Raw genomic sequence first — 25,801 nt, forward strand, 5'->3', positions numbered from 1 at the left:
TAATTTTCGTAAAAATTAAATAAACTTCATGTTGTGCAATGATTTTAAGTAAGAGTAAGTTGTTAAACATTTAAAGTGCGTGAGTCAAGGAACACGATACGCCGGAGGCGTCGCGAGTGCGAACGCGTAGCGTCTCTGGAGGAGAATCTTTGCTCAAAGCACCATTAAATAAATAAGCTTTTCGGTGGTACACTCGTCCCGCCCACCTCTTTACTCCTATAGTCATCCTCAATGTTGTTGTAAAATTCATCGGTTGTCGGGAGATGGCATTGCCGTGTCCCTATGGGGATTTGGCGACTTGAGAAGGTCGATCTCAGATTCAACGGATTGAGGACGGCTATAGAGTGATAGAAGAGGGATAGGATGGCTAAAATCTAAAATCCAATCTAAAATCTAAAATCTAAAATGCAAAATCTAAAATCCACGCATCTAAAATCCGATGTTTAAATCACTCAGGGGAAAGAAGTTCGATCGCGCCTGGATTGTACTCGCCTGTAACTTATCGATCGCCTTGATGACGCCTGCAGCGATCGCCCAAAGTTTAGAAAGTCTGTTTCAAGAAGGAAGTGCGGCATTTAATACGCGGGATTATACCAGGTCGGAACAAATTTGGCGGGCGGTACTCGAACGCGATCGCGACAATGCGGCGGCTTACGATTGGTTGGGGTTGTCCCTTTACTATCAAGATCGCGTCGAGGAAGCGATCGCGGCATACCGACAGGCGATCGCCCTCGACCCGCAGCAGTCGAGTGCTTATAATAATCTCGGCAATGCCTTGAACGATCGCGGTCAGTTCGAGGAGGCGATCGCCGCCTATCGCCAGGGCTTAGACATTAATCCCAATCAGGGACAAACCCATTACAATCTCGCGGTGGTTTTGAGTGCTACCGGACGCATACCCGAGGCGATCGCCTCCTATCGACGGGCGATCCAACTCAATCCGACCGACGGCGAAGCCTATTTAAAATTAGCTGGGTTGTTGCGACGCAGCGATCGCCCGGACGAGGCGATCGTCGCTTACCGTCAGGCGTTGCAGGTCAATCCGAATCAAGCCCGGGCGTACAACGAGTTAGGGATTGTTTTAGTCCGACAGGGCAATCTAGAAGAGGCGATCGCCGCTTACGAACGGGCCTTGCAAATCGAACCGAATTGGGCCGCAGTCCACAACAATCTTGCAGTGGCCTTGCAACGTCAAGACCGCCCGGACGAGGCGATCGCGGCCTACCGACGGGCGCTCGAACTCGACCCCAATTTAGCGACGGCGTATAACGGGTTGGGCGTCATTTACCGCCAGCAAGGGCAATTTGACGAGTCAATCGCTCACTTCGAGCGGGCGATCGCCTTGCCGGATAGGGCGGCGATTCCGGCAAATTCGCGGGTATTAGCGTACAACGGCTTGGGCTTAACCTTGCAAGCACAAGGTAAAATAGCCGAGGCGATCGCCCAGTTCGAACGGGCTGTGGAACTCGATCCGAGTTATACGCCCGCCCAATATAATCTCAAACAAATCCGAGGACAGTAAAACGGCGATCGAACTTTTAAAATCCCCCTTAAAAAAGCAGATTGAGGGGGATTCTCCCTCCTCTTTAATAATCGATTAAAACAATTTTCTGCACTAAAGACTTATTCTTTTCTTGCTTATCTTTGAGTAAAGCTTGAATAAACAACTTCCAAGCATTGAGAGAGAATAAAGCCGGAAGGGCAATTTTTACCGCTTCGGCAACTTTACCATGCTTGAGCGCCAACCAACTCCAGCGCAACTTAAAATAATCGCGCACCTGCTTAATTTCGCTTAAATCGACATTTTGCTTATTTTTAATTAACGTTTCGATGCGATCGATTACAACTACATTATTTTCCGCGTTGCGATCGCCCGACGCTTGAATTTCCGAACGATTGCCCGTCTGGGAAAGGTTCTGAGTTTTTCCAAAGAGTTTGCGATTGACCATCGAAACCAAAGCAGGGAATCCCAATTTCACCCCGGCGATCGGATTTCCTTTTTTAAACGCCATTTTGCTAGCTTTCAGGCGTAACTGTTCCCGAATCAGTTCCGGATTGCTGCCGCCGAAAGTGGGCGGGTTAACGGGAGACGCCGAGGAGGAGATTTGGACGGATTTTAAAGTTTTTTCAGTAATTAAATTCAACGAAGAAAAATTATTAAATTTCCGCGACAGAATTGTTTCGAGCAGTAATTTCCATCCCCGATACCTAAAAATACTGGGGAAAGCCAACTTAAGCGCGGTCGGCAACTGTTTGCTTTTGAGGGCGACAAACAGCCAGTGAAGTTTTAAATACGCGGTAATATTTTGGAAAGCGGGAACGCGATCGCGGTGTTTTTCACTAATGCGATCGCAGATCTTTTGTTTCATTAAAATATTCGTTTCCAGGCGTTTTTGAATCGTAATTTTTTTATTGTACGCCTCACCCCAGACCGTGCGAAACGCCAAACATTGATTGATAAAAATCGCATCGCCATGCTCGGCGATTCTAATCCAAGAATCGATATCGTCGCAGTTGGTATCCAAACTCGAATCCCATCCCCCGGTTTCGAGAAAGGCATCGCGCCGAAAAGCCACTTGCGCGGGAGTTCCGAACGGCACTAATTCGAGCAGCATTCCATAGTGGATATCCTCTTGAGGGATATAAAACGCGCGACCGGGACCGACTTCGCGGGTTCGGCTCAATTCGCACTCGTTCTCGTCCACTTGACTCGCCTGACACGAACAAATCGCCGCCGCCGGATGCAGGGCGATCGCCCGAGTCATTTCTTCGATACAGTTAAACGCGAGATAATCGTCGTCGTCGAGCAGTTTCACCCAGTCGCCGCTTGCAACTTCCACCCCCTTGTTCACCGTCAGTGCGTGTCCGCTATTTTCCTTGTTACGACAGTACACCAGGCGCTTGTCCCCCGCCGCCCGTAAGGCTTCGCTCAAACTGCGGACGTACTGTTCGGTTCCGTCGGTGGAGGCGTCATCGACGACCACCACTTCACAACTGAGCGTTTGTGCGAGGGCCGAATCGATCGCCCGTTTGAGTAGGGGAAGCCGATTGTAAGTTGCGATCGCGATCGTAAATTTCATAATCACCTCTACCCGATAACCTTATCCCACCCGAGATCGGCACAGTCGATGCGAATCGTCGGTCGTAACGACCGAGATCGCCCTTCTGGCAACCGTTTTAACCTTTGGAAGAAACCCACCAGGGAGGGAGGGTATGACCCATCCCTAAACGGATCCTAGCCCATGGTTCGAGGTTTAAAGAAAAATCGATCGCGGCGAACCTCAGACGAAGCATTCCGGGGTGAAACTACCGTGCAGACCGTAGGGAATATGGTGCTTCAAGTGCAAGCGGGCGATCGGACCCGAGGCGATCGCACGAGCGTCTAAAATCACTAAATCCGACCCGTGACGCGCCGCATCGTACACCAGCAACAACACCCAGCCGTCATCCTCGCCGTCGCCTCCCGGACGGGGAACGAACAACGGTTCGCCGCCAAAACCACGGGGCGCCGCACTCCACACCTGGCGATCGCCCGTTTCCGCATCCCATTTCATCACCGCCTGCAACGGTGCATTTCCCGTCTCGCGATCGGCCACGCCGAGATATAAATAACGATAGGGACGCCCGACTCGCGCCGGATGCAACACCGGAAACTCGCAACAACGGCGACTCAACACCTGATGACCCACCGTTTCGCGCCCCTCGTCAATCTCGAAACGCCACAACTGACCTTCCGGGAGGGCGTCGAAATCGACCTCGCGAAAATCCCCGTCCTCCTGGATCGAAGGGAATGACTCGTAACAGACCGAATCGATGTAAATTTTGCCGTTTTCTTCCCAAGCATTGGCGTGGTGGAACACGAAACACGGCTCAGTTTCCACGATCTGCACCTGAGAGGAACCGTCGCGCGGAATTACAATGACTTTCGTCGGCGCTTTCGGGTTAAAACGGATGCACTGCCCCGCCCCTTTGAGTCCTAGGAAATAGGGCAGGGGATGGAAACTCACCGGATTTTGGAAAAAGATGCAATAATTCGGCGTAATCGCCATGTCGTGGAGAAAGGCAAATCCCGGCACCGAGTGTTCGTGATGGCGCCGCAAATTCCCCGCCGGATCGAACTCGTAAATGGCGATCGTCGTTTTCGGCCCCGGTTTGACCGCAAAATTGACCAAACAGGGCGCCCCCTCATCGATCGCGCACGCCGGATCGATACGCGGATGCGCCGCAAACGCTTTCCCAGATTCGAGCAACCCGTCGAGGTCGTCGAGTCCGACGGTTTCTAAACTCTCGGGATCGAGGCGATGGGGTTGCGCCGCTTCCCACAACGCCAGCAACTTTTCACCCCAATAAATGACGTGGGTATTGGCAATATTTTTAACGCGCAAATCTAGGAAATTCGCCAGCCATCCCCCCGGTTTTTGGGTGCCGAACACCCCCCGATAGAGAATTTTTCCGGCTTCGCGTTCTTCCACATAACCTTTCGTGCGAACGAAGCGATTTTGAAAGTGGGCGCGACCGTCTTTAAACCCGATCTTACAAATCATGCCATCCCCATCAAAAGGATGGTGAATCGGCTGTTCGTGAATGTCGAGCAATCCGGGACCGTTGCGAAAGAAGGTTCCGCATAAATCCGGGGGAATTTCGCCGTCTATTTCGTCGATCCAATAGCTGAATTCTTCGGGTTGGGATTGATACCCTTGTTTCCAATCTTCGCGACTGTAAGATTTTGAATCTAAAGGATCGACGTTAGGAGATTGTGATTTATCTTGCAGTTGCATAATTTTTTTAAATGGATAGATCGACGCCAATAGAAAAAATAAAACAGAGAGGAAACTGTATGTTTACACCTGCAGACTTTCGACAGGCTGGCTATTGTCTTGAAAGACCGGATTTGAGGGTTCGTCGGGGGCGATCGCCCGTCCTCCACCGTTGTTGTCGTCATGACTCCCGGGCAGCCAGTTTAAAAAGGGCAACGGTAGTAAAGTGCTGACATTGGTAATCACGACTAACAGCCACAAATTCTCGAAATTGGTTTCTGTAACCCCCAGCCAATGGGTGAGTAAGGCTCCCAATTCATAAGAACTCAGTCCGGCTAAATTGGTCACGGACATTAACAAGGCGAATAAGGTCGCTTCGACGCCGGACGGACACAAGCGGGCGGCTAAAACTAACACGGGCATATAGGCAATTTGTCCCATGACCGTGAGGATCAAACTGTCGCCGATGCTGAACCACGCATCGTCAATTCCGATCGCCCGATTCGCATGGGTGACGAGTAACAAACTGGTCATTCCCAACAGGGCCGATAACACGGTAGTCCAGGCGAACATCGTCCGAAAGTTAATGGTTTTAAAGAAGCGCTGGAATAACCAAATTCCTAATAATGAGGCGAGACTGGTGACCAAGCGAACCCGCCCGAGAAATTCCGGCTGAAAGCCTAACTCGTTGGTGGTGAAGAAAAAGAAGGCAGAATCGGAGGAAGGGGTCGCCTGCCAGATGAATAAAAAGGCGGTGGGCAACCAGATCGCTTTTTGAGAAATTGCTGTTTTTAATTGTCCGATTTGTTGTTTGACTTTGGTCAATCCGGGACGGCGATCGCGCACTTTTTCTTCGTCAATTAACCAAGCAACTGCCGATACGATTAACGGGAAGGTTGCAGTGATTAAAAACACCGTTTGGGTATTGAATTGTTCGAGTAACGACCCACTCAAATAGGCGGTAATCAAACCGCCGAGGGCCGAGGCGCCCCAGCAGAGAGACTGTAGGGAACCCGCTTCGCTTTGCGACTCCTGGCGGGCCCGTTCGACGACCAGAGAATCGACAATCACGTCGCTGACCGCCACGGACAGGGAACTGACCAGCATCACCGCCGTCGCCGCCCATCCCGTCTGTACGACTGTCGCCATACTCACCCACGCCAGGGCGCCCAAGATCCCGGACAGGACGATGTAAGGACGGCGACGATAGCCGAAAATGGGCAAACCGTCGGAAATAAAGCCAAAAAGGGGCTTGACAATCCAAGGGAGGGCCGCAATCCCCATCAAGGCGGAGACTTCGGCGGGAGAGAGGGCGAGTTCGTCTTTGAGGAAGAAGCTGACCGCCAAGCGGGCCAAACCGAGGATCCCCTGAACGAAGTAGACCAGCAGAATCGCGGTCAGTTCGGGACTCGGTTCGTTCCCGAATAAGAGTTTTTCTTTCACCGACGCTTTAATTTGCGCCAGGGTTTGAGGCGAAATCAACATTCGCAACTGCACTTAACATTTCTACATGTTTTATAACATAATGTTAAGTGCAGTTGCGAGAGGGGTGGGCTGTGGACTCGCAAAATCGGCGGTTAGGGGTTTTGCGCGGCTAACAACTGCAAGGCTAAAAAGGTGGCGGCGACGGTGCCCGCGACGCAAATTTCTCCGGTTTGAATGCGATCGCGCACAGTTTCGATCGGGATTAAAACGAGTTCGATCTCTTCGGTAATATCGAGAACTTGTTCGCCAATTTTTTTGACATTTTCGACGAGAAATAAATGGACTTTATTGGTGTCTTTAACGGGATTGTCGTGTAAGGACGCTAAGGGAATGAAGCGATCGCCCGCGTACCCCGTTTCCTCGGTAAACTCGCGGCGGGCGGCAGATTCGGCGGACTCGACGGCGGGATCGAACGCCCCGGCGGGGAGTTCTAATAAAATTTCGCCGACCCCGTGGCGGTATTGACGAACAAAAATGATTTCTCGACGTTCGGTGAGGGCAAAAACGACGGCGAGATCGGGTCGGACGTTGACAAAAAAATCGTCGATTTGATGTCCGTTGGGTAAGCGAACTTCATCCCGGCGAATGCGACACCAGGGGTTATTAAAAACGAGTTGCGATCGCAGGAGTTCCCATTTTTTAATTTCACTCATTATTGTAGTTCCCCCCTGAAGACGGGCCCCATTGTCGTTCGGCGGTCCAGTGGCGATCGGAAGATTGATAGACCTTTACCCCTTTTAATCCGGCTGTATCTAGCATTTCGCGAATTTCGGCAACGGTAAAAGCGGCGTGGAGGGAATCGCGAAATAATTTGGTTTGATAATCGTTATATTCCGATCCGATCGCGGCGACTAAAGCATCGACGGTGGCGCGATCGTCCGGTCGCATTAAATCGCGTAAAAATAAACCGCCATTGGGCTTTAACAAGCGTTTAAGTTCGTCAAAAAACGGGATCGGATCGGGTAAATGATGGACGATACTGTTAGAAATAATCGCATCGAAATGTCCGTTGGGATAGGGCATTTTTTTAGCATCGATAAAGTCTAACTGAATGCGATTTTCTAACCCGGCTTCGCGGACGTTGCGATCGCCAACTTTAAGCATATTGGCGGACAAATCGACGGCGATGATTTGCCATTGCGGACGTTTGCGGGCGATTTCGATTGGAATCCGGGCCGTTCCCGTTCCCGCATCCAAAATTAATCCCGAGGGCGGTCCGACGGCGATCGCCGCTTCTGCAAAGGCGGTATTGACCTCTCGAAAGTCCATCGAGTCATACTCGATCGCATCTTCCCAGGTGTCCATCACTTCCGGTTCTAGAATTCTTTCCATTTTTAGCCGCGTTTGTTGTTGATGAAGGATCGCAAATTCCGGCGATCGCGATCGGAATTCTATAGCGAGTTTCACCCCAAAGATCGACACAAAACGCCCTGAAGTTAGTGTCTGTTGCGCGATCGCTCATCGCTACGCTAACAAGAACTGTCTCTAATTGTAAAGCCAACGGGCGCGCTTGGCGATCGCCTATATATAAAAATGCCCGCAATGCCCTAAAATCAAGACATTTTAGCCGTCTTCTCCTGGGACGGGCGATCGTTAATTTTGAAAAACTTAATATAATTTTCTCCAAGATCGTATAAAATATGACCCCATAAAGCGATCGAACATTACTCGGGTATTCCAGTGACCAATCAATTCAGAGAAGAAGACAATCCCCTCGTTCCCTTAGACTACGGCGATATTTTAAGCAAACTCGATCGCCTGTTGCGCGATCGTAACCCGTTCAAAGTCTCGAAAAAGCGCAATAAACTACTCGCCAATTTTGACGCGATCGCCGCCGAACTCGCCCGTCAATCCTGTCAAAATCCCCTGCACTTCAACCGAGGCGTTAAAGTAGCGACGGTCAATTTTAGCCCGGGATTCCAGCGCCAATTTCCCCAACTTATCAACAAGATTCAAGCCTCCCTCAAAAAACACCTAAATTCATTGCTCCTCGACGAGGAAAACTTGGCCGAACTAGTAGCTAAATTTAGCACCGATCTAGACAGTTTTCAAGAACTCCTCAAACTCGACAAAACTACCTATAAAGTTACTGAATTTTCGGACAACTTTGAAAAACAAAGTTTGACGATCGACACCGATTTGCCCGGAAGTAGTTCAATATTTAAGTTCCATAAATTAACAATTACCGTTTCTCAAACCGAACGCTTTCGAGAAGAGGTGGAAGAAGCCGTAATGAACTACATTGGCAATCAGAACAACCTCGATTCAGATGAAATTGAAGAATTGCAAGATATCTTTCAATCGAGTATGCGTAATCCTGCTTCTGACTTTAACAATCTCCAACGGTTGGTAGACCAGGAGAGTTTGGGAAAACTGAAAAGAGAAGCTTGTCTTTTATATTTAGAACATCTGCTCGAAAATATCCACACAAATCAGCAGCATGTAGACGTGATTTACTTGAGAGATTTAATTAGGCGGTTGCGGGCGATCGAAGATTATGTTAACGATCCGAACAAAGCCGATAGCGACTATGAGGTTAATTATGCAGGAGTTGCGGTTAATTATAAAGATTTCTTTTCGCGGGCTGAAGCGTTCGATTCTTTACCAATTATTCCATTAATTGAGGGACATTTAGGAGAAAATACCGACTCGGAACGGGGAGAAGTCGAGTTTATTTTTGGGTTAAAGCTCAAGCTCAATCATCCAGTTCAAGCTTACGGAAAGAAATCTGTTTTTGAGTATAATATCGATCTACTAAATCCTCAGAGCGAGATTCATCGAAATAATTTAGACGATCCCGATCGCTCTGAGGCTTTTGCACGCAAAGTTTTATATCGTTTCTTTTTATATTATTGTGTTTTTGCCTCAAGATTAGATCCTTCAGCTTCCGATTATAATCCCGATGCAGAATTAGAATACAACGCGATCGCCAGCTTCACAGAAAAGGTTTTACCGATATTGCAAGGGTCGGATGAAACCGCCAAACAAAAGTTATTTAAAAATACCTTGAGAGGCTTTAAAAAATACAAAGTTAATGAGAAGATAGATCGTTTAAAAAACTTGTTAAAACGTTCGATCGCGCGTCAGTCAATATTACCCGCTTTCAATCGTCCGGTTTATATCCGATTGAGCAAAGGAGTTTTACAACCCAATATCGAACGAATGTTCAATCATATCTTTTTTCAAGAAGTTGTCAGCAATAATCCCAAACAAGCTTTACGATATATCAGCATTGTCAAAGCGGGGTTAGAAACTGATGCGTTATCTTGTTTACCCGCACGCATTAAAATCGAAGATCTTCGTTATTTTCGATCGCCGTTCCAAGAACAGTTTAATTGGGAATATGTCACGTCAGGAATTTCCACCTTACCCGTACTCTGGAGACCGGATACGCGACCGTGCGATAATTTTTATCAAAACAATCTGAAGAATGTACCTTGGATTATTTTTGCTTACGATCCGATGCATTTAAAGGACAATTTAACAACTCCGGAATCGGTATTTTTATATAAATTTGCATGGACGATTTTAGCTTATTTATCACTAGATATTATTTTAGAATATCTCGTAAGCAAATCTTTTGTTCCTCAAATTCGCTTACATGAAGGCAATGAGAACAACCCGGTTGTAGCAGAAAAGTTTATGGCGAATCTCTCTAAGACATTGGCGCATCTTTTTAGTAAAAACATGCGATCGAATTCTCAGGGGTTCCGCATTCATACTTTAAACCAATATACGGCGACTAACGGCTTGAGTTCTCTGTATTCGGTATTGCCAAAGGTGTTTTCTAAAACATCATCGACGCGAGAGCAAGTTGCAGAAGCAGATCGGTTAAAAAAATTGGCGATCGTCGTGGTTTCCAGTCGGGAAAGCGATGCGATGTTTCGCCATGAAACTCGTCAAAATCGGATTGCGAATTTAATTGGAGAAGCGATTGGAGTAGAACGATCGCCGGACGGTCGAATTCGGGTGGAACGACTGCAAACCTTCGCGGGTAAAGAAACAGTCCGTCAGTTGTACGTCACTCCTAAAGTGTTAATGGACACGATCGCCCATCTTTATGCAGACGGTTACCAACATATTGTTTATATTGCCCAAACTCCTTACAGCAGTACCCTGCATATTACCCGAACGAATACCGACGACGAACTTTATTTTATGTCGGGTCAACTGATTCAATATTTAAAGCAAAATCTGGATAATTTAACCATTTATCCGGTATTTTTCGATAAATATTACGTTCGTAAATCGCAAGACCGTGGGGTAAAGTCGTCGTGGGCGATCGAAGATACCCAGGAGTTGACGCGGTTGTGGGACGATCCGAGACAACAAGCAGTAGTTTTTTTCAACTTGTTAACTGGGTCAATCGTGGGAAAAAGCAATCTTGATAATGACCGCTTTTATAATGGGGCGATTTCTTATTCGACACTGTTAAATATTTATCGAGGAGTGCTCGACGATCGCAACATCCGCCAGGGTTTGATTTATGACGGTCCACTGAAACAGCAAATTTTAGAATCGATGGCGTTGCTGCACTTTTCTCGATTTGAAAAAAATACTCAGCGTAGTTTTAAACTCGATCCGTATCAAACAATTATCGGGGAAAAGTCTTGTTCCGCCCTTTCAACTTTCGATGCTATGAGTCTGGGGATTGAGTTTAATAGTTTGGCATTTTTGAGTGAAGTCAGCCAAGTTCTCAACAAGTTTTAGCGCGATCGCGCGATCGCGCCGACGAATTATAAAGACTCGCGTTCGGGGTTGAGAAATCTCGAAATAGTATTCCCCAACGATTGACCGATTTGCTGTTTGAGGCGCCAAGCAGAAAACGCTCTTTCGTACTCTTCGCCTTCGAGGGCGTAGGTTTTCCACCCTTTGAGGGCTAAGAAGACCCCCCAAAGTCCGGCGACCCAGAACACCCAAGAAAGGGTGTGGGCGGTGAGTAAATTGAGGACGACTAAAAACGAGTTGACAATCGCGTATTTAATCGCACTCTGTTTAAATTTAGAGCGTCGAAACTGGTCGAACGCTTGGCGATCGCGGTTTTCGCCTTGCAGACCCAACCACTGCTGTTCGGCGAGGTGAAGGTTGCTCTCAGAAATCCCCAACTCGTGGGCCATTTCCAGGAGACGATCGCGGGAAAATTCGCCTCCATCCGCTTGTTGGGCGAGGGCGAGTTGCAAAATTTGCTGGACGTCTTCTTGAGAATAAGAATGGGGCATATTCAATCAGATCCGGCGATCGAAACGAAGGAAAACGGGGAACGCCGATGGGTTCTCCACAATTATTTTAGCGAACGGCATGGGGAAGCGTACCGACGATCGCCTTACGGTCAACACCCCTTATTGTAAGCAGTCAACCGGGGAATCGGCTGAGATCGGATCGCAAGTCAGGGGTGAATTATTCCCGGTTAGAGAGAAAAGTTGAACGATGAGAACCGACGATCGAGAGTTTGGTTTTCCCGAGTTCTAAAGCTTCTGCAAGCCTTGACGAGTTGGCAACTTCTCGCAAAAATACTGCAAAATATAAAGTAACGGCCTGTTTGACTTCACGGCGGGCGATCGCATACGGGAATCCACCCCCGATTCAGGCAAAACCGCTAGGGTGAGAAGCAGGTTTCGCCTGACTCCGGTCACTTTTTCGGGTATGAATTAATGTAAAAAAGTTTTGAACTGCGATCGTGCCGTTTACAATTCTTCTAACCTTTGTAGCTGCGAACCGAGATCGGTAATAGCCAACTCTTTTGCTCAAAATAGCGTCTGGGTTTTAACAAGCTAATCGCTCTTATAAACATTTCCAAAATTTTAGGAATCGTCAACCATAATTATGCTACTCAACGACCGACTCTTTTATGCCTCAGCCTTGGACTACGCGATCGACCGCTACCCGATTGTGGTGGGGCCCGACGCATCCTTAGAACAAGTCCTGGCGCTGATGAGCCAAGTGAGAAGTAGCTGTCCGCTTCCCGAAAAAGCCGTAGCGCCCAACGGGCCGATGTTGCCGTCAATTCGGGCCAGTTGCGTTTTAGTGATGGAAGCGGCACCTACCGTCAGCGAACAACTCGCCCACCTGCACGTCACCGGGGCGATCGCCACCGTTTCCACGGCGATTTGTCCGCAAAAATTGGGCATTTTTACCGAACGGGATATCGTGCGACTGACGGCGGCGGGGGTCAACTTCAAACACGTCAAAGTTGCCGAAGTCATGAGTGCCCCGGCGATTACCGTCCAACAGTCCGAGACCCACGATATGTTTGCGGTCTTATCCCTATTTCGGCAGCACAGAATTCGCCACCTGCCGATGTTGGATAAAAATAATCATTTAATAGGAATTGTCACCCCAGAAACGATTCGGGCGGCCCTGCAACCCGTCAACTTATTAACGAAACTGCGCTACGTCAAAGATGTCATGAGTCGGGACGTCGTCCACGCCCCGGAAAATGCTTGCGCCTTGCATTTAGCCGAACTGATGAACCGCGAACAAGTCAGTTGCGTAGTCATTACCCGCGATACCCGCGATCGCCAGACCCCGGCGATCTCGATGCCCGTCGGAATCGTCACCGAACGGGATATCGTTCAATTCCAAGCCTTAGAACTCGATTTAAAAAACCTGCAGGCGAAAGACGTCATGAGTTCGCCCCTATTCGACCTCAGCCCCGAAGATTCCCTCTGGTTCGCCCACGAACAGATGCAAACCCACAACGTGCGGCGCTTGGTCGTCTCCGGGAAACAAGGGGAATTACTCGGAATCGTCTCTCAAACCAGCTTGCTGCACGCCTTGCGGCCCACGGAAATGTACGGCTTGATCGAAGCCTTGCAGCAAGTCGTCGAAGACCGGACTAAAGAACTGACCGTCGCCAACGAACAACTGCAAAAAGAAGTCGAAGAGCGATCGCGCGCCGAAGTGGCGTTACAAGAAGCCCACGACAACTTACAACAACTCGTCGCCGAACGCACCGCCGAACTCGAAGCCGCCAACGCCAAACTCAAACAAGATATCCGAGAACGCCAGCGCGTCGAAGCCGCCTTGCGCCAGTCGGAAGCGCGCTTGCGCCAGCAGACCAAAGAACTCGAAGCGGCCCTCGAAGAACTCCAACAAACCCAATTCCAACTCATTCAAGCCGAAAAAATGTCCAGTCTCGGACAATTGGTGGCGGGGGTGGCCCACGAAATTAACAATCCGGTGAATTTTATTTATGGCAATCTCGCCCACGCCACGGAATACATTCGCGACTTGCTCAAATTAGTCAAACTGTACCAACGCGAATATACCAACCCGTCGGCACAGATCGAACGAGTCAGCGAAGAAATCGACCTCGATTTTTTAATGGGGGATTTGCCCAAATTAGTTTCGTCGATGCAAATTGGTTCCGAACGGATTCGTCAAATCGTCTTGAGTTTGCGAAATTTCTCGCGGTTGGACGAAGCGGAAATGAAGTGCGTGGATCTGCACGAAGGACTCGACAGTACCTTGCTGATTTTGCAGCATCGACTGAAAGCGAAAGGGAACGGGCCGGAAATCGAAATTATTAAAGAATATGGGGATTTGCCTTTAGTGGAATGCTATCCCGGACCGCTCAATCAAGTGTTTATGAATATTTTGAGTAATGCGATCGACGCCCTGGAACTGGCCGCCGCCGAGGGGGAGCTAGAGAGGGGCGAATCTCCTGGGGAGACGCACTGGCAACGCCCATCGTCGCAACCCGCCGCCCCGGGAGAGGAGAATACACGACGACAACCCCAGGGAAATAGTCCTTGTATTCGGATTTGTACCTCATTTATTCGCGAAAGTAGCGAACCGCGATCGCCGCACCTGCGTCCGTCCTCGGGGGGTGGGGAAGACAAGGGGGCGATCGCCCCTTACGACGCCCAACGCACCGTTGGCAGCCCGGTGCCCTACGTGGCGATCCGGATTGCCGATAACGGTCCGGGAATGAGCGAAACCACCCGCAAACGCTTATTCGAGCCGTTTTTCACCACCAAACCCGTCGGTAAAGGGACGGGTTTGGGCCTGTCGATTGGCTATCAAATCGTCGTCGAACGGCATGGCGGACGCTTGCAATGTCTTTCGACCCCCGGACAGGGAACCGAATTCACGATCGAAATTCCGATCCAGCAGCAGTACGGCAACTTACCGCGCTTGCAAACGCCGACGGGGTTGGGAATGCGTCACAAACATTCTTGAACAATTGACTCGGTCGCTTGCGGGCGTCGTCAGTGGGTCTCCCGAGGAGAATCGCCTCCGAACGGCGATCGCATATTCTGATAGATTGTCAAAACAACACGATTCAAAACAACACGATAACCGGGAAAATATCCGTGCTGGACCTCAAGCAAATTCGGGATCGATCGGACGCCATTCTCGATCTCCTCAAACGACGCAGCGACGAGTACGACCTCGCCCCCCTTCTCGCCGTAGACCGCCAACAACGGGACTTGGAAACCGAGCGATCGCAACTGCAAGCCCGCAGTAACGAAATTGGCAAAACGATCGGCCAAAAAATGAAGTCCGGCAGCAAACCTCAAGACCCGGACATCCTCGCCCTCAAAGAAGAAGGCAATCAAATTAAAACCCAAATCGCCGAACTCGAACCGCGAGAACGCCAACTCAAAGCCGAACTCGAACGGCAATTACTCGACCTGCCCAACTTACCCGACGAGTCCACCCCCCTCGGCAAAAGCGAAGCCGAAAACGTCGAAGTCCGACGCTGGGGCGACGAATATCTGCCCTCGAATCCGGAACGGATCCGCCCCCACTGGGAAATTGCCGAGCAAATGGGCATCCTCAACACCGAACGCGCCGTCAAAGTCGCCCAAAGCCGTTTTATCAGCTTAGTCGGCAACGGCGCCGCCCTCGAACGCGCCCTGATTGCCTTCATGCTCGATCGCCAAATCGAAGCCGGATATCTCGAAGTGATTCCGCCCTTGCTCGTCAACAGCGACACCTTGCGCGGGACCGGGCAGTTACCGAAATTCGCCGAAGAAAGCTTTAAATGCGATGCGGACGACCTCTGGCTGATTCCCACCGCCGAAGTCCCCGTCACCAATCTCTATCGCGACGAAATCCTCCAAGCCGAAGACTTGCCGATCTACCACTGCGCCCATACCCCCTGTTTCCGGCGCGAAGCGGGCGCCTACGGCAAGGATACCCGAGGTTTAATTCGCCTGCATCAATTTAATAAAGTCGAATTGGTTAAACTCGTCCACCCGGACACCTCCGAAGCCGAACATCAATCCTTGGTGCAGGATGCGGAAGCGATTTTACAGGCGTTGAAACTGCCCTATCGGGTTTTGGAACTGTGTAGCGGCGACCTCGGCTTCAGCGCCCGCAAATGTTACGACTTAGAAGTGTGGTTGCCTTCGTCGGGTAAGTATCGAGAAATTTCGAGCTGTTCCAACTGCGGCGACTTCCAAGCCAGACGGGCCGGAATTCGCTTTAAGGAACCGGGAAAGAAAGGGACGCGCTTCGTGCATACCCTCAACGGTTCCGGATTGGCGATCGGTCGCACGATGGCAGCTATTTTAGAAAATTACCAGCTTGCCGACGGTACGATCCGAGTGCCAGAGGTGCTGCAACCGTATTTAAAACGGGAAGTTTTGTAAAATACATGCCCGTTCGGACGGGGCGGTGGAAGGGTCGAAACGGGGCGATCGCGCCAGCCATTCGGCGATCGCGATTCGGCGAGCTCTCCCCAACCGACTAGAATAAACAAACAGAAGTATATAAGTTTTCATTTATTTATCTATGTCGGTTTTGGCAGCGATCGCAGTTCTGGCAGTTCTGATCTTCGTCCACGAACTCGGCCACTTCATGGCCGCCCGCCTTCAAGGGATTCACGTCAATCGCTTCTCGATTGGCTTCGGGCCGATCCTGTGGAAGTACCAAGGCCCGGAAACCGAGTACGCCCTACGCGGCTTTCCATTGGGAGGATTTGTCGGCTTTCCCGACGACGACCCCGAAAGTACAATTCCCCCGGACGACCCCAACTTATTGCGAAATCGTCCGATTCTGGATCGGGCGATCGTCATCAGCGCCGGAGTGATCGCTAATTTAATCTTTGCCTACTTTCTCCTCGTCGGCCAAGTCGCCACCGTCGGGGTTCAAGACATCAACTACGAACCCGGCGTCTTAATTGCCGATGTCGTGACGGACAACTCCGCCGCCGAACGGGCGGGGTTGGAAGCGGAAGATATCATTCTCGCCGCCGCCGGACGGGATTTAGGGCGATCGCCCAAAGCCATTCAAGCCTTTAAAAAGGCGATCGAAACCCACCCCCAACAAACCATCCAACTGCAAGTCCAACGGGAAGAGCAAATTTTAACCCTCGACATTACCCCCGACCGCAGTGAGGACGGTCAGGGCATTATCGGCGTGCGCCTCGCCCCCAACGGCAAGATCGTGCGGCGTCGGGCCGATAATTTATTCGGCGCCTTAGCCTCCGGGGCCGCCGAATTTCAGGAAATCTCCGTACTCACCGCCCAAGGATTCGCCCAATTGATTCGCAATTTCAGCGAAACCGCCGACCAAGTCTCCGGTCCGGTGGCAATTGTCGCCATTGGCGCCGATATCGCCAAATCCGATGCGGGAAACTTGTTCCGCTTTGCGGCATTAATTAGTATCAACCTGGCGATTATCAATATTCTGCCCCTTCCAGCCCTCGATGGCGGTCAGTTGGCGTTTCTGGCGATCGAAGGGGTTCGGGGTAAACCCTTACCCACCCACATTCAAGATGGGGTCATGCAAACCGGATTGATGTTGTTATTGGGTTTGGGGATCTTCCTGATTATTCGCGATACCGCCCAATTGGATTGGGTGCAGAAGTTGTTGGAATAGGGCGATCGAGTGGGGGTCAGAAGTGGGCGAAATCCCGCCTCACTCCCCATACTCCACTGCTGTTGACAGTCCCCGACCTCAAGGTACGGGGATTCTCACTTCATCGGGAGTCCGACGACTTTACCCTCTGCGAGCTTCGTCATGAACATCACTCACAAACTTTCGAGCAAAAAACAGCGCGCCTTAGAAATTCTGATTCGGCTCAAGCGCGAATATCCCCAAGTGTGTTGTACCCTCAATTACGAGACTCCGGTACAGTTGCTCGTCGCTACGATGTTGTCGGCGCAATGTACGGACGATCGCGTCAACCAAGTGACCCCGGCTCTCTTTGCCCGCTTTCCCGATGCCGAGGCCCTGGCGGGGGCGGAGTTGGGCGAGTTGGAAACCTTGGTGCGATCGACGGGATTTTATCGCAATAAAGCCAAGAATATTCGAGGGGCTTGTCGGGCGATCGCCGAAAAATTTAACGGAGAAGTTCCCAAACGCATGGAACTGCTGCTCGAATTGCCCGGAGTGGCCCGCAAAACCGCGAATGTGGTCCTCGCCAACGCCTACGGAATCAATCAAGGGGTGACCGTCGATACCCACGTCAAACGGCTCAGCAAGCGCTTGGGACTGACCGAACAGAGCGATCCGGTCAAAGTCGAGCGGGATTTGATTCGCTTAGTGCCTCAAGAAGATTGGGAAAATTGGTCGATCCGGCTGATCTACCACGGGCGGGCGGTGTGTAAGGCGCGCCAGCCCGAGTGTGGGCGCTGTTTGCTGGCAGATTTATGTCCGGCGGCAGAGATTTAACCCGGTTGACCCCCTCGTCTTTTCGGCGCGATCGGATATGATGGAAGATGCTGTCTTTTTTTACACTGGGACAAAGTATGGCTAAAAAGTCGATGATCGAGCGCGAGAAAAAGCGCGAACGTCTGATCGAGAAGTATGCCGAAAAGCGTGCCGAACTCAAAGAACAGTTCGCTAAAGCGGAAACGGCGGCGGAGAAAATGGAGATCCACCGCAAGTTACAACGGCTGCCGCGCAGCAGCTCCCGCACGCGCCACCGCAATCGTTGTTGGATGACGGGTCGTCCGAGAGGCTACTATCGCGATTTCGGTCTGTCTCGCAATGCGATTCGCGAAATGGCTCACGAAGGGCTGTTACCCGGCGTGGTCAAGTCGAGCTGGTAAGCCTGTTGGAAGAGGGTTAGGCGTGGAGGATGTAGGCTGAAGCTGGTATAATTTCAGCCTTCCTCTTCTCGTGAGTGGCTCGTGTTAGCGGGGTGAGCTTACTGACCGCAACAACGGTCGATCCCTAAACTGTCGAGCAGCAGATCGCTCACGGCGTTGGCGATCGCAAATTCGCCGTAAAAACTTCTCGAAAAGTCAAACCCCTCCATTTCCGTGACGATCGCGATCACGAGGGAGCCTAAGTCGTTTTGACCCTCCATGCGCTGACGCACGAAGATTTGCGATGCTCGCTGGGCGATCTCTTCGTTGATCGGTTCGGGGAGGAATTCGCGATCGAGCCACTGATGTAAAGCAGCTTTTAACCATTCGCCTTCCTGAGCGGGGTTTTCGGCAGGAGGTAAGGCGATCGGTTGAATCGGTTCGGCCATCGACTCTATGAGGTGACTTCAGGATTTTTTCGATCCTACAGCATATCTCGCCGAACGGGCAGTGGGTCTGAGTTTTTGCCCTCTGGGGCGATCGCCACTCCCGCAAACCGCATTCGATCCAATCTGACGGCGCCATTGATGGAGTTCGACATACCTGCAATTATTCGGGGATATGCCCGGGGCTATTTTCTGATGGCTAACGATCCCGATGGAGAGTTAGCCTGGTACACGAGTAACGCCCGAGCGTTGGTTCCCCTAGACGATCGCTTTCGCTATCCGAAATCGTTACGACGAGTGCTCAATCAAGAGCGCTTCGCGACGGCGATCGATCGCGACTTCCGGGGAGCGATCGAAGGCTGCGCCGATCGCGAGACGACGTGGATTTGCGACGATCTCAAGGAAATTTACTGGCAATTACACCAACACGGGTGGGCCCACAGTTTTGAAACCTGGCAGGGCGATCGTCTCGCCGGAGGGATTTTAGGTTTAGCGATCGGCGGCGCCTTTATCGGCGAATCGATGTTTTTCAAGATCCCGGACGGGTCGAAAGTGGCGATGGTCAAATTGGTGGAACATTTGCGATCGCGCGGGTTTGTCTTATTCGACGCCCAAATGAACAACCCCCACCTCGAACGGTTTGGGGCGTACACGATCGCCGCCGAGGAATACGACGACTTGCTCGCCCGGGCGATCGCCACCCAATGCAGTTTTCTCCCTTAAATGTCGATTTTGCGCTCGCCCACCAGAGTCAAACTTTCCCACTCGCCGCGATCGCTATAACGGCGAATCAAGCGCTGACGGTAATTCGGTCGCACCAACCAACCCGCCTCGATAAAAAACGACTGTCTGCGCTCTACCTTCACCGGGAAGGTCGCCGAAGCGCCCCCCGGTAACAGTAACACCGACGTCGGGCGAGAACCCCCCTCAAAGTGCAAGCGATCGCCCTCGATCGAGGCGATCGACTCGATTTGACCGTTTTGCAACCCGACGGTAAATGAAAGAGTTTGGCGGACTTGAGAGGGGGCGATCGCCTCCAACACCAACCTCGTTTGCATCACGTCGGCACTCCGCCAATCCGGATAAAGGGTTTGGGCCGTTCCTTCCCACGTTCCCAATAACTGCTCCAGCTTCAGAGGGGGACTCTCCACCGCCTCAGACCCCGCACGACTTTCGCGAATCAGGGTCAAATTTTTGAGGTGTCCTTCCGGCGCGAACAGTTCCACCAAACGCAGGCGGCGATTCTCGTCTACAAAGCCGAATTCAGCGCCAAATTCCGAAAACGGACCGAGTTGGATCGTCCCTTGAGAGAAAGCGCCGTCATCGAAAAAGAGGATATCGCGCCCGAACGATCGATATTCGCGCACCAGTTCGCTGACAGGTTCGTCCGCCCCCGGACGGGCGCCGGGAGCAAACCGTTGCAGGGTCAAACGGGCGCGCTCGTCGTTCTCCAAACCTTCGAGGAGGAGCAGGGTCGGCGTTTCGCTCAAGGCTTCCCCTTCCGGCGAAAATTGGGCGAACGATCCTTGCCATCGTCCGAGATTGTGCAGGAAATTATCCCATTGATTGCCCATGTGCTGGTGTTTTCTCCGATTTGATTCTAGCGATCGTCATCGATTGTAGGGGAGTTGAGGCGATCGGGGCAGGCGATCGTCTAAAATCTAGGAATATCAATTATTTTATATATAAATTGAACGGGAGAAATGGGTATCGACCCGATCGCCCGCAAGGCGGCAATAATAAACTAAGGTCGCAAGTGGTATCGATTCGGAATTTTTGATGAAACGCAGAACGGGCAAAGTTGTCGTGGGATTGTGGTTGGCAAGTTGGTGTGCGGGTCTGGCGATCGCCTGTAGCGGCGTCGCGCTGCCGACCCCCGCCCCCGCGATCGCCCAAAATCCCCCAACCTCGACGACGACCGGGGAAGATCTCGAACCGTTTGTCCGACGGCCCGCCGACGGTCGCGAACCCCTGCGCGAACTGGTCCGCGAAGAGGTCGATCGCGCCTTTACCCGCAATACCAATCCCATTTACGCTTTACTCGTCGCCCTCGCCGTGTTGCCCGCAATCGCGGCGATCGGGGTGTGGCGAATCTTCGCCGACTTGCACCGTCAAGTGGAGCATTACAAAGCGGAAATCGAAAGCCTCAAAGCCGATACGCTGGTGCAACTGCAAAGCGCCATCCGGGAAGGACAGCAGTCCCTCGATCGCCTCGAACGCGCCAACGATCGTCCGGAAACTGCCCCCGGGTCGCCCTTGGGCAAAGGAACCCCCACGACCCTACAATCGCCACAGACGGCCCGATCGTCAACGCCGGAACCCTTGGAGGTTGCCGAAAAAGACCGAGAAGGAACGGCGATGGACTGGGTAAAACAGGGAAATCAACTGTTTTTCGAGGGTCGTTACGAAGCGGCGATCGCCGCTTACGACCGAGGGATCCAACTCAAAGGAGATTATCACCAAGCCTGGAGCAATCGCGGCAGTGCCTTATTTCACCTGGAACAGTACGAAGCGGCGATCGCGGCGTATGACGAAGCCTTACGCATCAAGCCCAACTATGCGGAAGCTTGGCACAATCGCGGCGGGGCCTTGATGCAATTACAGCGCTATCTAGACGCGATCGCCTCCTACGAACGGGCGACGGATTTAAATAAAGAATATTTTGAAGCGTGGCACGATCGCGGCGTGGCCCTGGCGGCGGTGGAACAGTACGAAGAAGCGCTAATTTGCATCGATCGCGCCTTATTATTCAAACCGGATTATCCGCAAGCCTGGTACGATCGCGGCAAAACCCTCGCCCAACTCGGACGCCACGACGAAGCCAACTTTTGCTACGAACAAGCAATTCACTACCAGGCGGACTATCCGGAAGCCTGGGTCGAACGCGGTCGGGCGATGGTGGCGTTAAATCGCTATGAAGAGGCGATCGAATGCTATGACAAAGCCGTCGCGATCGATCCCGATGCTGCCGAAGCCTGGTATCTGCGCGGGGTGGCCCTGACCCATCTCAAGCGCTACGAAATCGCCATTCGCGCCTACAAACAAGCCTTAAAATTACAAGAAAACGACCCTCGAATTTGGGGAGATTTAGGCCAAGCCTTAGTAGAAACGGGGGTCTATCCCGAGGCGATCGCCGCTTACGATCGCGCCTTGCAACAGCAGCCGAAGGCGCCACATCTGCACTATGCTCTCGCTCGATTGTACGCCCGTCAGGGAAATGGCGCGTTGGCGATCGACTATTTAGAGCGGGCCATGGGTCTCGACCGGGAAGGTTTGCGATCGCTCGCCACGGAAGATCCCTTTTTAGAACCGATCCGCCAAGACGAACGATTTTGGGAAATCCTCACCGGGTGAAAACGAGGGGCGATCGCCTCCCCGTCTTCCCAGAGGTTCCGAAAATCTTCTAGATTAATGGCAGACTTGTGAAATCGTCGATCTATCCACAGGTGAGATTTTCATGACCATCAACCCCTGCGCCGCCAACTCTACGGCATCTCTCACCCCTGCGACCGCACGGCGTCGGTCTGCGGTCGGTGTTGTCCCCCGGGTTCGCATTCCCCTCAACTGGCTCAAACACGGCAGTTTGACCCTCGCCGCGATCGCGGTGTGCGTCGGTTCCGCAACCGCGCAAACCCCGCCCCCACCGCCGAGACCCCTGACCAGTCCGACCGCTTCGCCGACGGCCCAACCTACGGCGTCTCCGAGTCCGACCGCCTCGCCGACGACCCAACCTACGGCGTCTCCGAGTCCTGCGCCCACCGCCACCCCCGCCGCGTCCGAAGCCACTCCGGCCCAGTCCCTATCGGCCCCGGAACCGGAAGCAACCCCCGCCGCAGATGCGGCGATCGCCGATCCTCAGCTTCAAGAACAAATTCAAGCGGAAGTCGATCGCGCCTTCACCCGGGCTATGAGTCCGCTCAATACCTTATTAATTGCCCTGACCCTGTTTCCCATTGCCGCAACCGTATTCGGAATTTGGCTGTTGCGACGCAGCATCGGCGATCGCATCGTCAATGAAGTTAAAGAACAAATCGGACAGGAGTTAAAAGCCGAAATCGAAGCCGAATTGATCGGCGGGGGCGATCGCCCTTCAGAAAGCGCTTTAGCCCCGATGTTACCGAATCCGGCAGAAGAGAAAAACGCCCAACTCAACGAGCTGATTTCGATGGCGTTAGCCACCCAAAACTTGCTCAACGAGGCGCGCAATACCCTCGAAGAGTCGATGAAAATGCAAAATAAAGTCGGCGAACCCTTTCGCGAAGTGTTCGGACTGTATCTCAAACAAGGATTCGAGTTATTCCACGAAGGGAAATATCAACAATCGTTGGAAATGTACGAACGCGCTACCCAAGTCGATCCCGACTGTTACGATGCCTGGTTGGGTCGCGGGGTTGCCCTGACGGAATTACAACAATATGACGAGGCGATTTCTTCTTATAATAAAGCGATTCGCGTTCATGCCGAACAGTCCGATCCCTGGTATGGAAAAGCCCGGTGCTATGCGTTAAAAAATGATGTCGATATGGTGGTGGACAATCTCAAACGGGCGATCGCGCTCAACCCTCAAATTCGTGATTTAATTCAAACCAATCCGGATTTTGATTGCGTTCGTGAAACGGAAGCTTTCGATAATTTGGTGCGAGAAATTTAAGGGCGCGATGCGATCGCCTTCCCCCTAGGAATCCGAGAACCTTATGAATAGAAATTAGATTGCTGGCGAAATTGTACAACCAATTGTAAACCCCCCTTTTTTAGGGGGATTTTTCTCTCATGATGCAACAGCAATGATGCAAAAAGTCTAATCGTAAGGTGACCCAAGAAAATCACTGCGTTTAACTTTCTTATTTTAAAGTTTTAACTCTCTTCTGGATAGGGAGATGAAAACATCTTTGCCGATTTAAACGCTTCCGAAGTCAATTCGTAACTATCTTGATAGTCTATCACTTCTGGAAGGCAAAACTCGACGGAAAACATGGTTCCCCGTCCTAGCTGACTGGTCACGACAATTTCACCATTCATGAGTTCCACTAACTTTTTAGTAATCGTCAACCCCAATCCGGTGCCTTCTTCCGAAGATTTTTGATTTTTTATTTGTCGGAACGGCAGAAAAATTTCTTCGATTTTTTCCTCGGGAATTCCCATTCCGGTATCGATCACTTCAAAGCGTATTCGCTGGCGTTCGGCGAGGTGACTAGTTTCTTCATTTTCCCCTTCCCATTCTCCCAATTGATTCAAATAACCGACATTGAGGGTGACCGTTCCCGACTCGGTAAATTTAACCGCGTTACTTAATAAATTGAGTAAAATTTGCCGGACTCGCTTGCGATCGCCGCGCACTCTAAGGGGTAAAGAAGAATAAAGATTGCAATTAAAATGAATGTTTTTTCGATCCGATCGCATCGAGAATAAATCCCCGAGATTTTGGACGAAAGCGGGAAAATTAAAAGTTGCTGTTTCTAATTCCAAGCGACGTGCTTCGATTTTGGCCAAATCTAAAATATCGGAAATCAGATTTAATAAATGTTGGCCGCATTCGTGAATTTTATTCAGATCGCTTTTTTGATCTTCGGTCAGATTTTCATCTTCTACCAACAGTTCGGCATAGCCGAGAATGCCGCTTAACGGAGTCCGCAGTTCGTGACTCATATTCGCCAAAAACTCACTTTTCGCTCGATTGGCGAGTTCGGCGGCCTCCTTGGCTTTTAATAACTCATTTTCGATAAAATCCGAATGTTCGATCGTGTTTTCTAATAAAATCTCTAAATCGTTTTTTTCTTGTCGTAACTGGCGGACTTGCTCGCGCAGTTGGCGAACTTCCAAGGCGAGCGATTCTTGGGGTCTTTTTTCGTCCTCCATAACTTTTACCGATACCTCATCTTTTTAATCAATGGTCAGTCAGTTAACTTTTCAAATAAATAGAAAACCGTCGGGGCGATCGCCTCAAAAACCTCTACCGATGGCGCGCCTACGAGTGCAGACGGCGACGATCGCCGCCCAAGAGTAATTGCCGATTACAATTCCAATTGGAGAGACGGCATTAAACGCTTTAAGTTCTTGAGGGATTTTGCCTGCCACAGAATATTTTGGTTGCCGCGAACGATCGTGCGAACCGTCTTTTTTTGACGGACTTTAATCACGAACTTAGAGAGGACATTAATCCCGGAACTATTGAGAAATTCGAGTTTTTCCAAATTTAAAGTAATACAGTCCGGGTTCGTCTCCAGGGTGCGATCGAGCAACTCGACAATCGGCGCATATTCCGGCATTCCGCTCAAGCGCAGGGATCCTTGAAAGTTCACGGTAGTGTCTGCGGGGTCGTAAACGACGCTGTAGTCTTCGTTTTTAATTTCCATCGTGTCGGGTTCGGGAGTAGCCATGAGTCGTCTGGAAGAGTTAACAAAGGGTCAAGGGCCAATCGAGCCGTTCCCCCTGCAGTGGCGATCGCGCGGCGAGGGATCTAAAGGAACAACTGCACCATCGTCGTCACGCGAATCAAGGGGGCATCGTTGGGGAGGGTCTCGAACTTCCATCCTATCCTAGCCATATAATCGACCATAATCGTCAGATATCCCAAGCCAGAACTATTATTACTCTCGTCTGCCGCATTTTTTTCAACTTGATGGATGTAAAGTTCGTGAGGGTCCGAGTTGAGGGTTTTTTCGATAAATTCTTGGAACCGCTCCATTTTGAAGCAATCGATACTGTTACTGACTAAAAAAATGAGGCGATCGCCTCGGACGCGCACCTGAATCGAAATCGGCTGTACGCTGTCTCGGTGATGAAACTTAATCGCATTTTCCAATAACTCGTTGGCAATATAACTGACCGCACATTGAATTTCTGCTCGTTTGGCACGCAGATCGAGATCGCCGGACGAATCGGTAAAAAAACGATTCAGGTAATCGGCTAAAACGTCTGCCGAGAGGGGTTGAGAGCGCCATTGAGGGGCGATCGCCGTCGGATCTGGGAAAAAACTGATACTCAACTCTTCCCCACTCGGAGGTAACGGCTCGACAAACTCTCCATATATCCGCATCATGGACGTTTTCCTTTCAGTTAGACTCATTTGCGAGCGCCCAAATTCCCCAATTTCGGGACAACTCGTCAGCGAACCTCACTCCTATCGATC

General features: G+C 51.0%; 23 protein-coding genes. 11 read left to right on the forward strand and 12 right to left on the reverse strand.

All coding sequences use genetic code 11. The features are described from left to right. Positions 1 to 439: 439 nt before the first annotated feature. Complete coding sequence (locus tag HCG48_RS17345; RefSeq protein ID WP_168570265.1) at positions 440 to 1,522, forward strand: tetratricopeptide repeat protein; 1,083 nt, start codon at positions 440 to 442, stop codon at positions 1,520 to 1,522. Between the two features lie 64 nt (positions 1,523 to 1,586). Here HCG48_RS17345 and HCG48_RS17350 read toward each other — a convergent pair whose 3' ends face one another. The 5 genes from HCG48_RS17350 to HCG48_RS17370 form a co-directional block, all read right to left on the reverse strand. Further along, positions 1,587 to 3,080 (reverse strand): glycosyltransferase family 2 protein, encoded by a 1,494-nt coding sequence (locus HCG48_RS17350; RefSeq protein ID WP_168570266.1) that lies wholly within the window; start codon positions 3,078 to 3,080, stop codon positions 1,587 to 1,589. Between the two features lie 201 nt (positions 3,081 to 3,281). Beyond that, positions 3,282 to 4,778 (reverse strand): carotenoid oxygenase family protein, encoded by a 1,497-nt coding sequence (locus tag HCG48_RS17355; protein ID WP_168570267.1) that lies wholly within the window; start codon positions 4,776 to 4,778, stop codon positions 3,282 to 3,284. A 63-nt stretch (positions 4,779 to 4,841) separates the two neighbouring features. Next, entirely contained in the window at positions 4,842 to 6,242 is a 1,401-nt protein-coding gene (locus tag HCG48_RS17360; protein ID WP_168570268.1) for a folate/biopterin family MFS transporter, read from the reverse strand. Positions 6,243 to 6,334: 92 nt separating this feature from the next. Then, positions 6,335 to 6,895 carry an NUDIX hydrolase gene (locus tag HCG48_RS17365; protein WP_168570269.1) on the reverse strand — a complete coding sequence of 187 codons (561 nt, stop codon included), beginning with the start codon at positions 6,893 to 6,895 and terminating at the stop codon, positions 6,335 to 6,337. After that, the gene (locus tag HCG48_RS17370; protein ID WP_168571944.1) at positions 6,888 to 7,574 is read right to left on the reverse strand and encodes a class I SAM-dependent methyltransferase; all 687 of its coding nucleotides are present in this window, start codon (positions 7,572 to 7,574) and stop codon (positions 6,888 to 6,890) included. The genes HCG48_RS17365 and HCG48_RS17370 overlap by 8 nt, the downstream gene beginning before the upstream one ends. Positions 7,575 to 7,922: 348 nt before the next feature. Between HCG48_RS17370 and HCG48_RS17375 the strand changes: the two genes are divergently transcribed. Next, complete coding sequence (locus HCG48_RS17375; RefSeq protein ID WP_168570270.1) at positions 7,923 to 10,952, forward strand: hypothetical protein; 3,030 nt, start codon at positions 7,923 to 7,925, stop codon at positions 10,950 to 10,952. A gap of 26 nt (positions 10,953 to 10,978) precedes the next feature. Here the strand turns inward: HCG48_RS17375 and HCG48_RS17380 are convergent, their stop codons facing one another. Further along, positions 10,979 to 11,461 carry a 2TM domain-containing protein gene (locus HCG48_RS17380; protein WP_168570271.1) on the reverse strand — a complete coding sequence of 161 codons (483 nt, stop codon included), beginning with the start codon at positions 11,459 to 11,461 and terminating at the stop codon, positions 10,979 to 10,981. Here HCG48_RS17380 and HCG48_RS17385 point away from each other — a divergent pair. From HCG48_RS17385 to serS, 3 genes are all read left to right on the forward strand, one after another. Continuing rightward, positions 11,453 to 11,590 carry a hypothetical protein gene (locus tag HCG48_RS17385; RefSeq protein WP_168570272.1) on the forward strand — a complete coding sequence of 46 codons (138 nt, stop codon included), beginning with the start codon at positions 11,453 to 11,455 and terminating at the stop codon, positions 11,588 to 11,590. The genes HCG48_RS17380 and HCG48_RS17385 overlap by 9 nt on opposite strands. A 475-nt stretch (positions 11,591 to 12,065) precedes the next feature. After that, on the forward strand, positions 12,066 to 14,423 hold the full coding sequence (locus HCG48_RS26540; protein WP_168570273.1) for a CBS domain-containing protein: 2,358 nt from the start codon (positions 12,066 to 12,068) through the stop codon (positions 14,421 to 14,423). A gap of 134 nt (positions 14,424 to 14,557) precedes the next feature. Further along, entirely contained in the window at positions 14,558 to 15,841 is a 1,284-nt protein-coding gene (gene serS, locus HCG48_RS17395) for a serine--tRNA ligase (RefSeq protein ID WP_210437067.1), read from the forward strand. Here serS and HCG48_RS25550 read toward each other — a convergent pair. Next, on the reverse strand, positions 15,821 to 15,973 hold the full coding sequence (locus tag HCG48_RS25550) for a hypothetical protein (RefSeq protein WP_210437068.1): 153 nt from the start codon (positions 15,971 to 15,973) through the stop codon (positions 15,821 to 15,823). The two genes, serS and HCG48_RS25550, sit on opposite strands and share 21 nt — an antisense overlap. Before the next feature lie 10 nt (positions 15,974 to 15,983). Here HCG48_RS25550 and rseP point away from each other — a divergent pair, with 10 nt between their 5' ends. The 3 genes from rseP to rpsN all read left to right on the forward strand — a co-directional run bounded on the left by rseP (position 15,984) and on the right by rpsN (position 18,247). Beyond that, entirely contained in the window at positions 15,984 to 17,072 is a 1,089-nt protein-coding gene (gene rseP, locus HCG48_RS17400; RefSeq protein WP_168570275.1) for an RIP metalloprotease RseP, read from the forward strand. A gap of 141 nt (positions 17,073 to 17,213) precedes the next feature. After that, the gene (nth, locus tag HCG48_RS17405) at positions 17,214 to 17,867 is read left to right on the forward strand and encodes an endonuclease III (RefSeq protein ID WP_168570276.1); all 654 of its coding nucleotides are present in this window, start codon (positions 17,214 to 17,216) and stop codon (positions 17,865 to 17,867) included. 77 nt (positions 17,868 to 17,944) lie between these two features. Then, positions 17,945 to 18,247, forward strand: a complete 303-nt coding sequence (gene rpsN / locus HCG48_RS17410) for a 30S ribosomal protein S14 (protein WP_168571945.1) — start codon at positions 17,945 to 17,947, stop codon at positions 18,245 to 18,247. A 98-nt stretch (positions 18,248 to 18,345) separates the two neighbouring features. Here the strand turns inward: rpsN and HCG48_RS17415 are convergent, their stop codons facing one another. Next, positions 18,346 to 18,675: a DUF8822 family protein gene (locus tag HCG48_RS17415; protein WP_168570277.1), complete on the reverse strand. Its 330-nt coding sequence runs from the start codon at positions 18,673 to 18,675 to the stop codon at positions 18,346 to 18,348. A gap of 138 nt (positions 18,676 to 18,813) precedes the next feature. On the opposite strand from HCG48_RS17415, the gene aat reads away from it, so the two are divergent. Then, entirely contained in the window at positions 18,814 to 19,395 is a 582-nt protein-coding gene (gene aat / locus HCG48_RS17420) for a leucyl/phenylalanyl-tRNA--protein transferase (RefSeq protein ID WP_168571946.1), read from the forward strand. Here the strand turns inward: aat and HCG48_RS17425 are convergent. Beyond that, positions 19,392 to 20,246: a DUF3598 family protein gene (locus HCG48_RS17425; protein WP_168570278.1), complete on the reverse strand. Its 855-nt coding sequence runs from the start codon at positions 20,244 to 20,246 to the stop codon at positions 19,392 to 19,394. The two genes, aat and HCG48_RS17425, sit on opposite strands and share 4 nt — an antisense overlap. Before the next feature lie 205 nt (positions 20,247 to 20,451). Here HCG48_RS17425 and HCG48_RS17430 point away from each other — a divergent pair, with 205 nt between their 5' ends. Both HCG48_RS17430 and HCG48_RS17435 read left to right on the forward strand, forming a co-directional pair. Then, a complete protein-coding gene (locus tag HCG48_RS17430; protein WP_168570279.1) occupies positions 20,452 to 22,026 on the forward strand; it encodes a tetratricopeptide repeat protein in 1,575 nt (524 codons plus the stop codon). Between the two features lie 103 nt (positions 22,027 to 22,129). Further along, positions 22,130 to 23,323 (forward strand): TPR end-of-group domain-containing protein, encoded by a 1,194-nt coding sequence (locus tag HCG48_RS17435; protein ID WP_168570280.1) that lies wholly within the window; start codon positions 22,130 to 22,132, stop codon positions 23,321 to 23,323. Between the two features lie 203 nt (positions 23,324 to 23,526). On the opposite strand, the gene HCG48_RS17440 is transcribed toward HCG48_RS17435, so the two are convergent. The 3 genes from HCG48_RS17440 to HCG48_RS17450 all read right to left on the reverse strand — a co-directional run bounded on the left by HCG48_RS17440 (position 23,527) and on the right by HCG48_RS17450 (position 25,711). Further along, positions 23,527 to 24,528, reverse strand: coding sequence for a sensor histidine kinase (locus HCG48_RS17440; RefSeq protein ID WP_168570281.1), 1,002 nt, complete (start codon positions 24,526 to 24,528; stop codon positions 23,527 to 23,529). 155 nt (positions 24,529 to 24,683) lie between these two features. Further along, complete coding sequence (locus HCG48_RS17445) at positions 24,684 to 25,025, reverse strand: slr1659 superfamily regulator (protein ID WP_168571947.1); 342 nt, start codon at positions 25,023 to 25,025, stop codon at positions 24,684 to 24,686. Positions 25,026 to 25,129: 104 nt separating this feature from the next. Next, positions 25,130 to 25,711 carry a slr1658 family protein gene (locus HCG48_RS17450; RefSeq protein WP_168570282.1) on the reverse strand — a complete coding sequence of 194 codons (582 nt, stop codon included), beginning with the start codon at positions 25,709 to 25,711 and terminating at the stop codon, positions 25,130 to 25,132. Positions 25,712 to 25,801: the final 90 nt, after the last annotated feature.

The organism is Oxynema aestuarii AP17, assembly GCF_012295525.1.
Classification (GTDB): Bacteria; Cyanobacteriota; Cyanobacteriia; order Cyanobacteriales; family Laspinemataceae; genus Oxynema; species Oxynema aestuarii.

Bases quoted from the DNA above. Each gene is read 5' to 3' on its own strand.
- rseP (WP_168570275.1), top strand. From the start codon at position 15,984: ATGTCGGTTTTGGCAGCGATCGCAGTTCTGGCAGTTCTGATCTTCGTC.
- HCG48_RS17430 (WP_168570279.1), top strand. From the start codon at position 20,452: ATGAAACGCAGAACGGGCAAAGTTGTCGTGGGATTGTGGTTGGCAAGT.
- HCG48_RS17450 (WP_168570282.1), bottom strand. From the start codon at position 25,711: ATGATGCGGATATATGGAGAGTTTGTCGAGCCGTTACCTCCGAGTGGG.
- HCG48_RS17365 (WP_168570269.1), bottom strand. From the start codon at position 6,895: ATGAGTGAAATTAAAAAATGGGAACTCCTGCGATCGCAACTCGTTTTT.
- HCG48_RS17385 (WP_168570272.1), top strand. From the start codon at position 11,453: ATGGGGCATATTCAATCAGATCCGGCGATCGAAACGAAGGAAAACGGG.
- HCG48_RS17350 (WP_168570266.1), bottom strand. From the start codon at position 3,080: ATGAAATTTACGATCGCGATCGCAACTTACAATCGGCTTCCCCTACTC.
- HCG48_RS17355 (WP_168570267.1), bottom strand. From the start codon at position 4,778: ATGCAACTGCAAGATAAATCACAATCTCCTAACGTCGATCCTTTAGAT.
- HCG48_RS17435 (WP_168570280.1), top strand. From the start codon at position 22,130: ATGACCATCAACCCCTGCGCCGCCAACTCTACGGCATCTCTCACCCCT.
- HCG48_RS17425 (WP_168570278.1), bottom strand. From the start codon at position 20,246: ATGGGCAATCAATGGGATAATTTCCTGCACAATCTCGGACGATGGCAA.
- nth (WP_168570276.1), top strand. From the start codon at position 17,214: ATGAACATCACTCACAAACTTTCGAGCAAAAAACAGCGCGCCTTAGAA.
- aat (WP_168571946.1), top strand. From the start codon at position 18,814: ATGGAGTTCGACATACCTGCAATTATTCGGGGATATGCCCGGGGCTAT.
- HCG48_RS26540 (WP_168570273.1), top strand. From the start codon at position 12,066: ATGCTACTCAACGACCGACTCTTTTATGCCTCAGCCTTGGACTACGCG.
- HCG48_RS17370 (WP_168571944.1), bottom strand. From the start codon at position 7,574: ATGGAAAGAATTCTAGAACCGGAAGTGATGGACACCTGGGAAGATGCG.
- HCG48_RS17415 (WP_168570277.1), bottom strand. From the start codon at position 18,675: ATGGCCGAACCGATTCAACCGATCGCCTTACCTCCTGCCGAAAACCCC.
- rpsN (WP_168571945.1), top strand. From the start codon at position 17,945: ATGGCTAAAAAGTCGATGATCGAGCGCGAGAAAAAGCGCGAACGTCTG.
- HCG48_RS17380 (WP_168570271.1), bottom strand. From the start codon at position 11,461: ATGCCCCATTCTTATTCTCAAGAAGACGTCCAGCAAATTTTGCAACTC.
- HCG48_RS25550 (WP_210437068.1), bottom strand. From the start codon at position 15,973: ATGAAAACTTATATACTTCTGTTTGTTTATTCTAGTCGGTTGGGGAGA.
- HCG48_RS17360 (WP_168570268.1), bottom strand. From the start codon at position 6,242: ATGTTGATTTCGCCTCAAACCCTGGCGCAAATTAAAGCGTCGGTGAAA.
- HCG48_RS17345 (WP_168570265.1), top strand. From the start codon at position 440: ATGTTTAAATCACTCAGGGGAAAGAAGTTCGATCGCGCCTGGATTGTA.
- HCG48_RS17440 (WP_168570281.1), bottom strand. From the start codon at position 24,528: ATGGAGGACGAAAAAAGACCCCAAGAATCGCTCGCCTTGGAAGTTCGC.
- HCG48_RS17445 (WP_168571947.1), bottom strand. From the start codon at position 25,025: ATGGAAATTAAAAACGAAGACTACAGCGTCGTTTACGACCCCGCAGAC.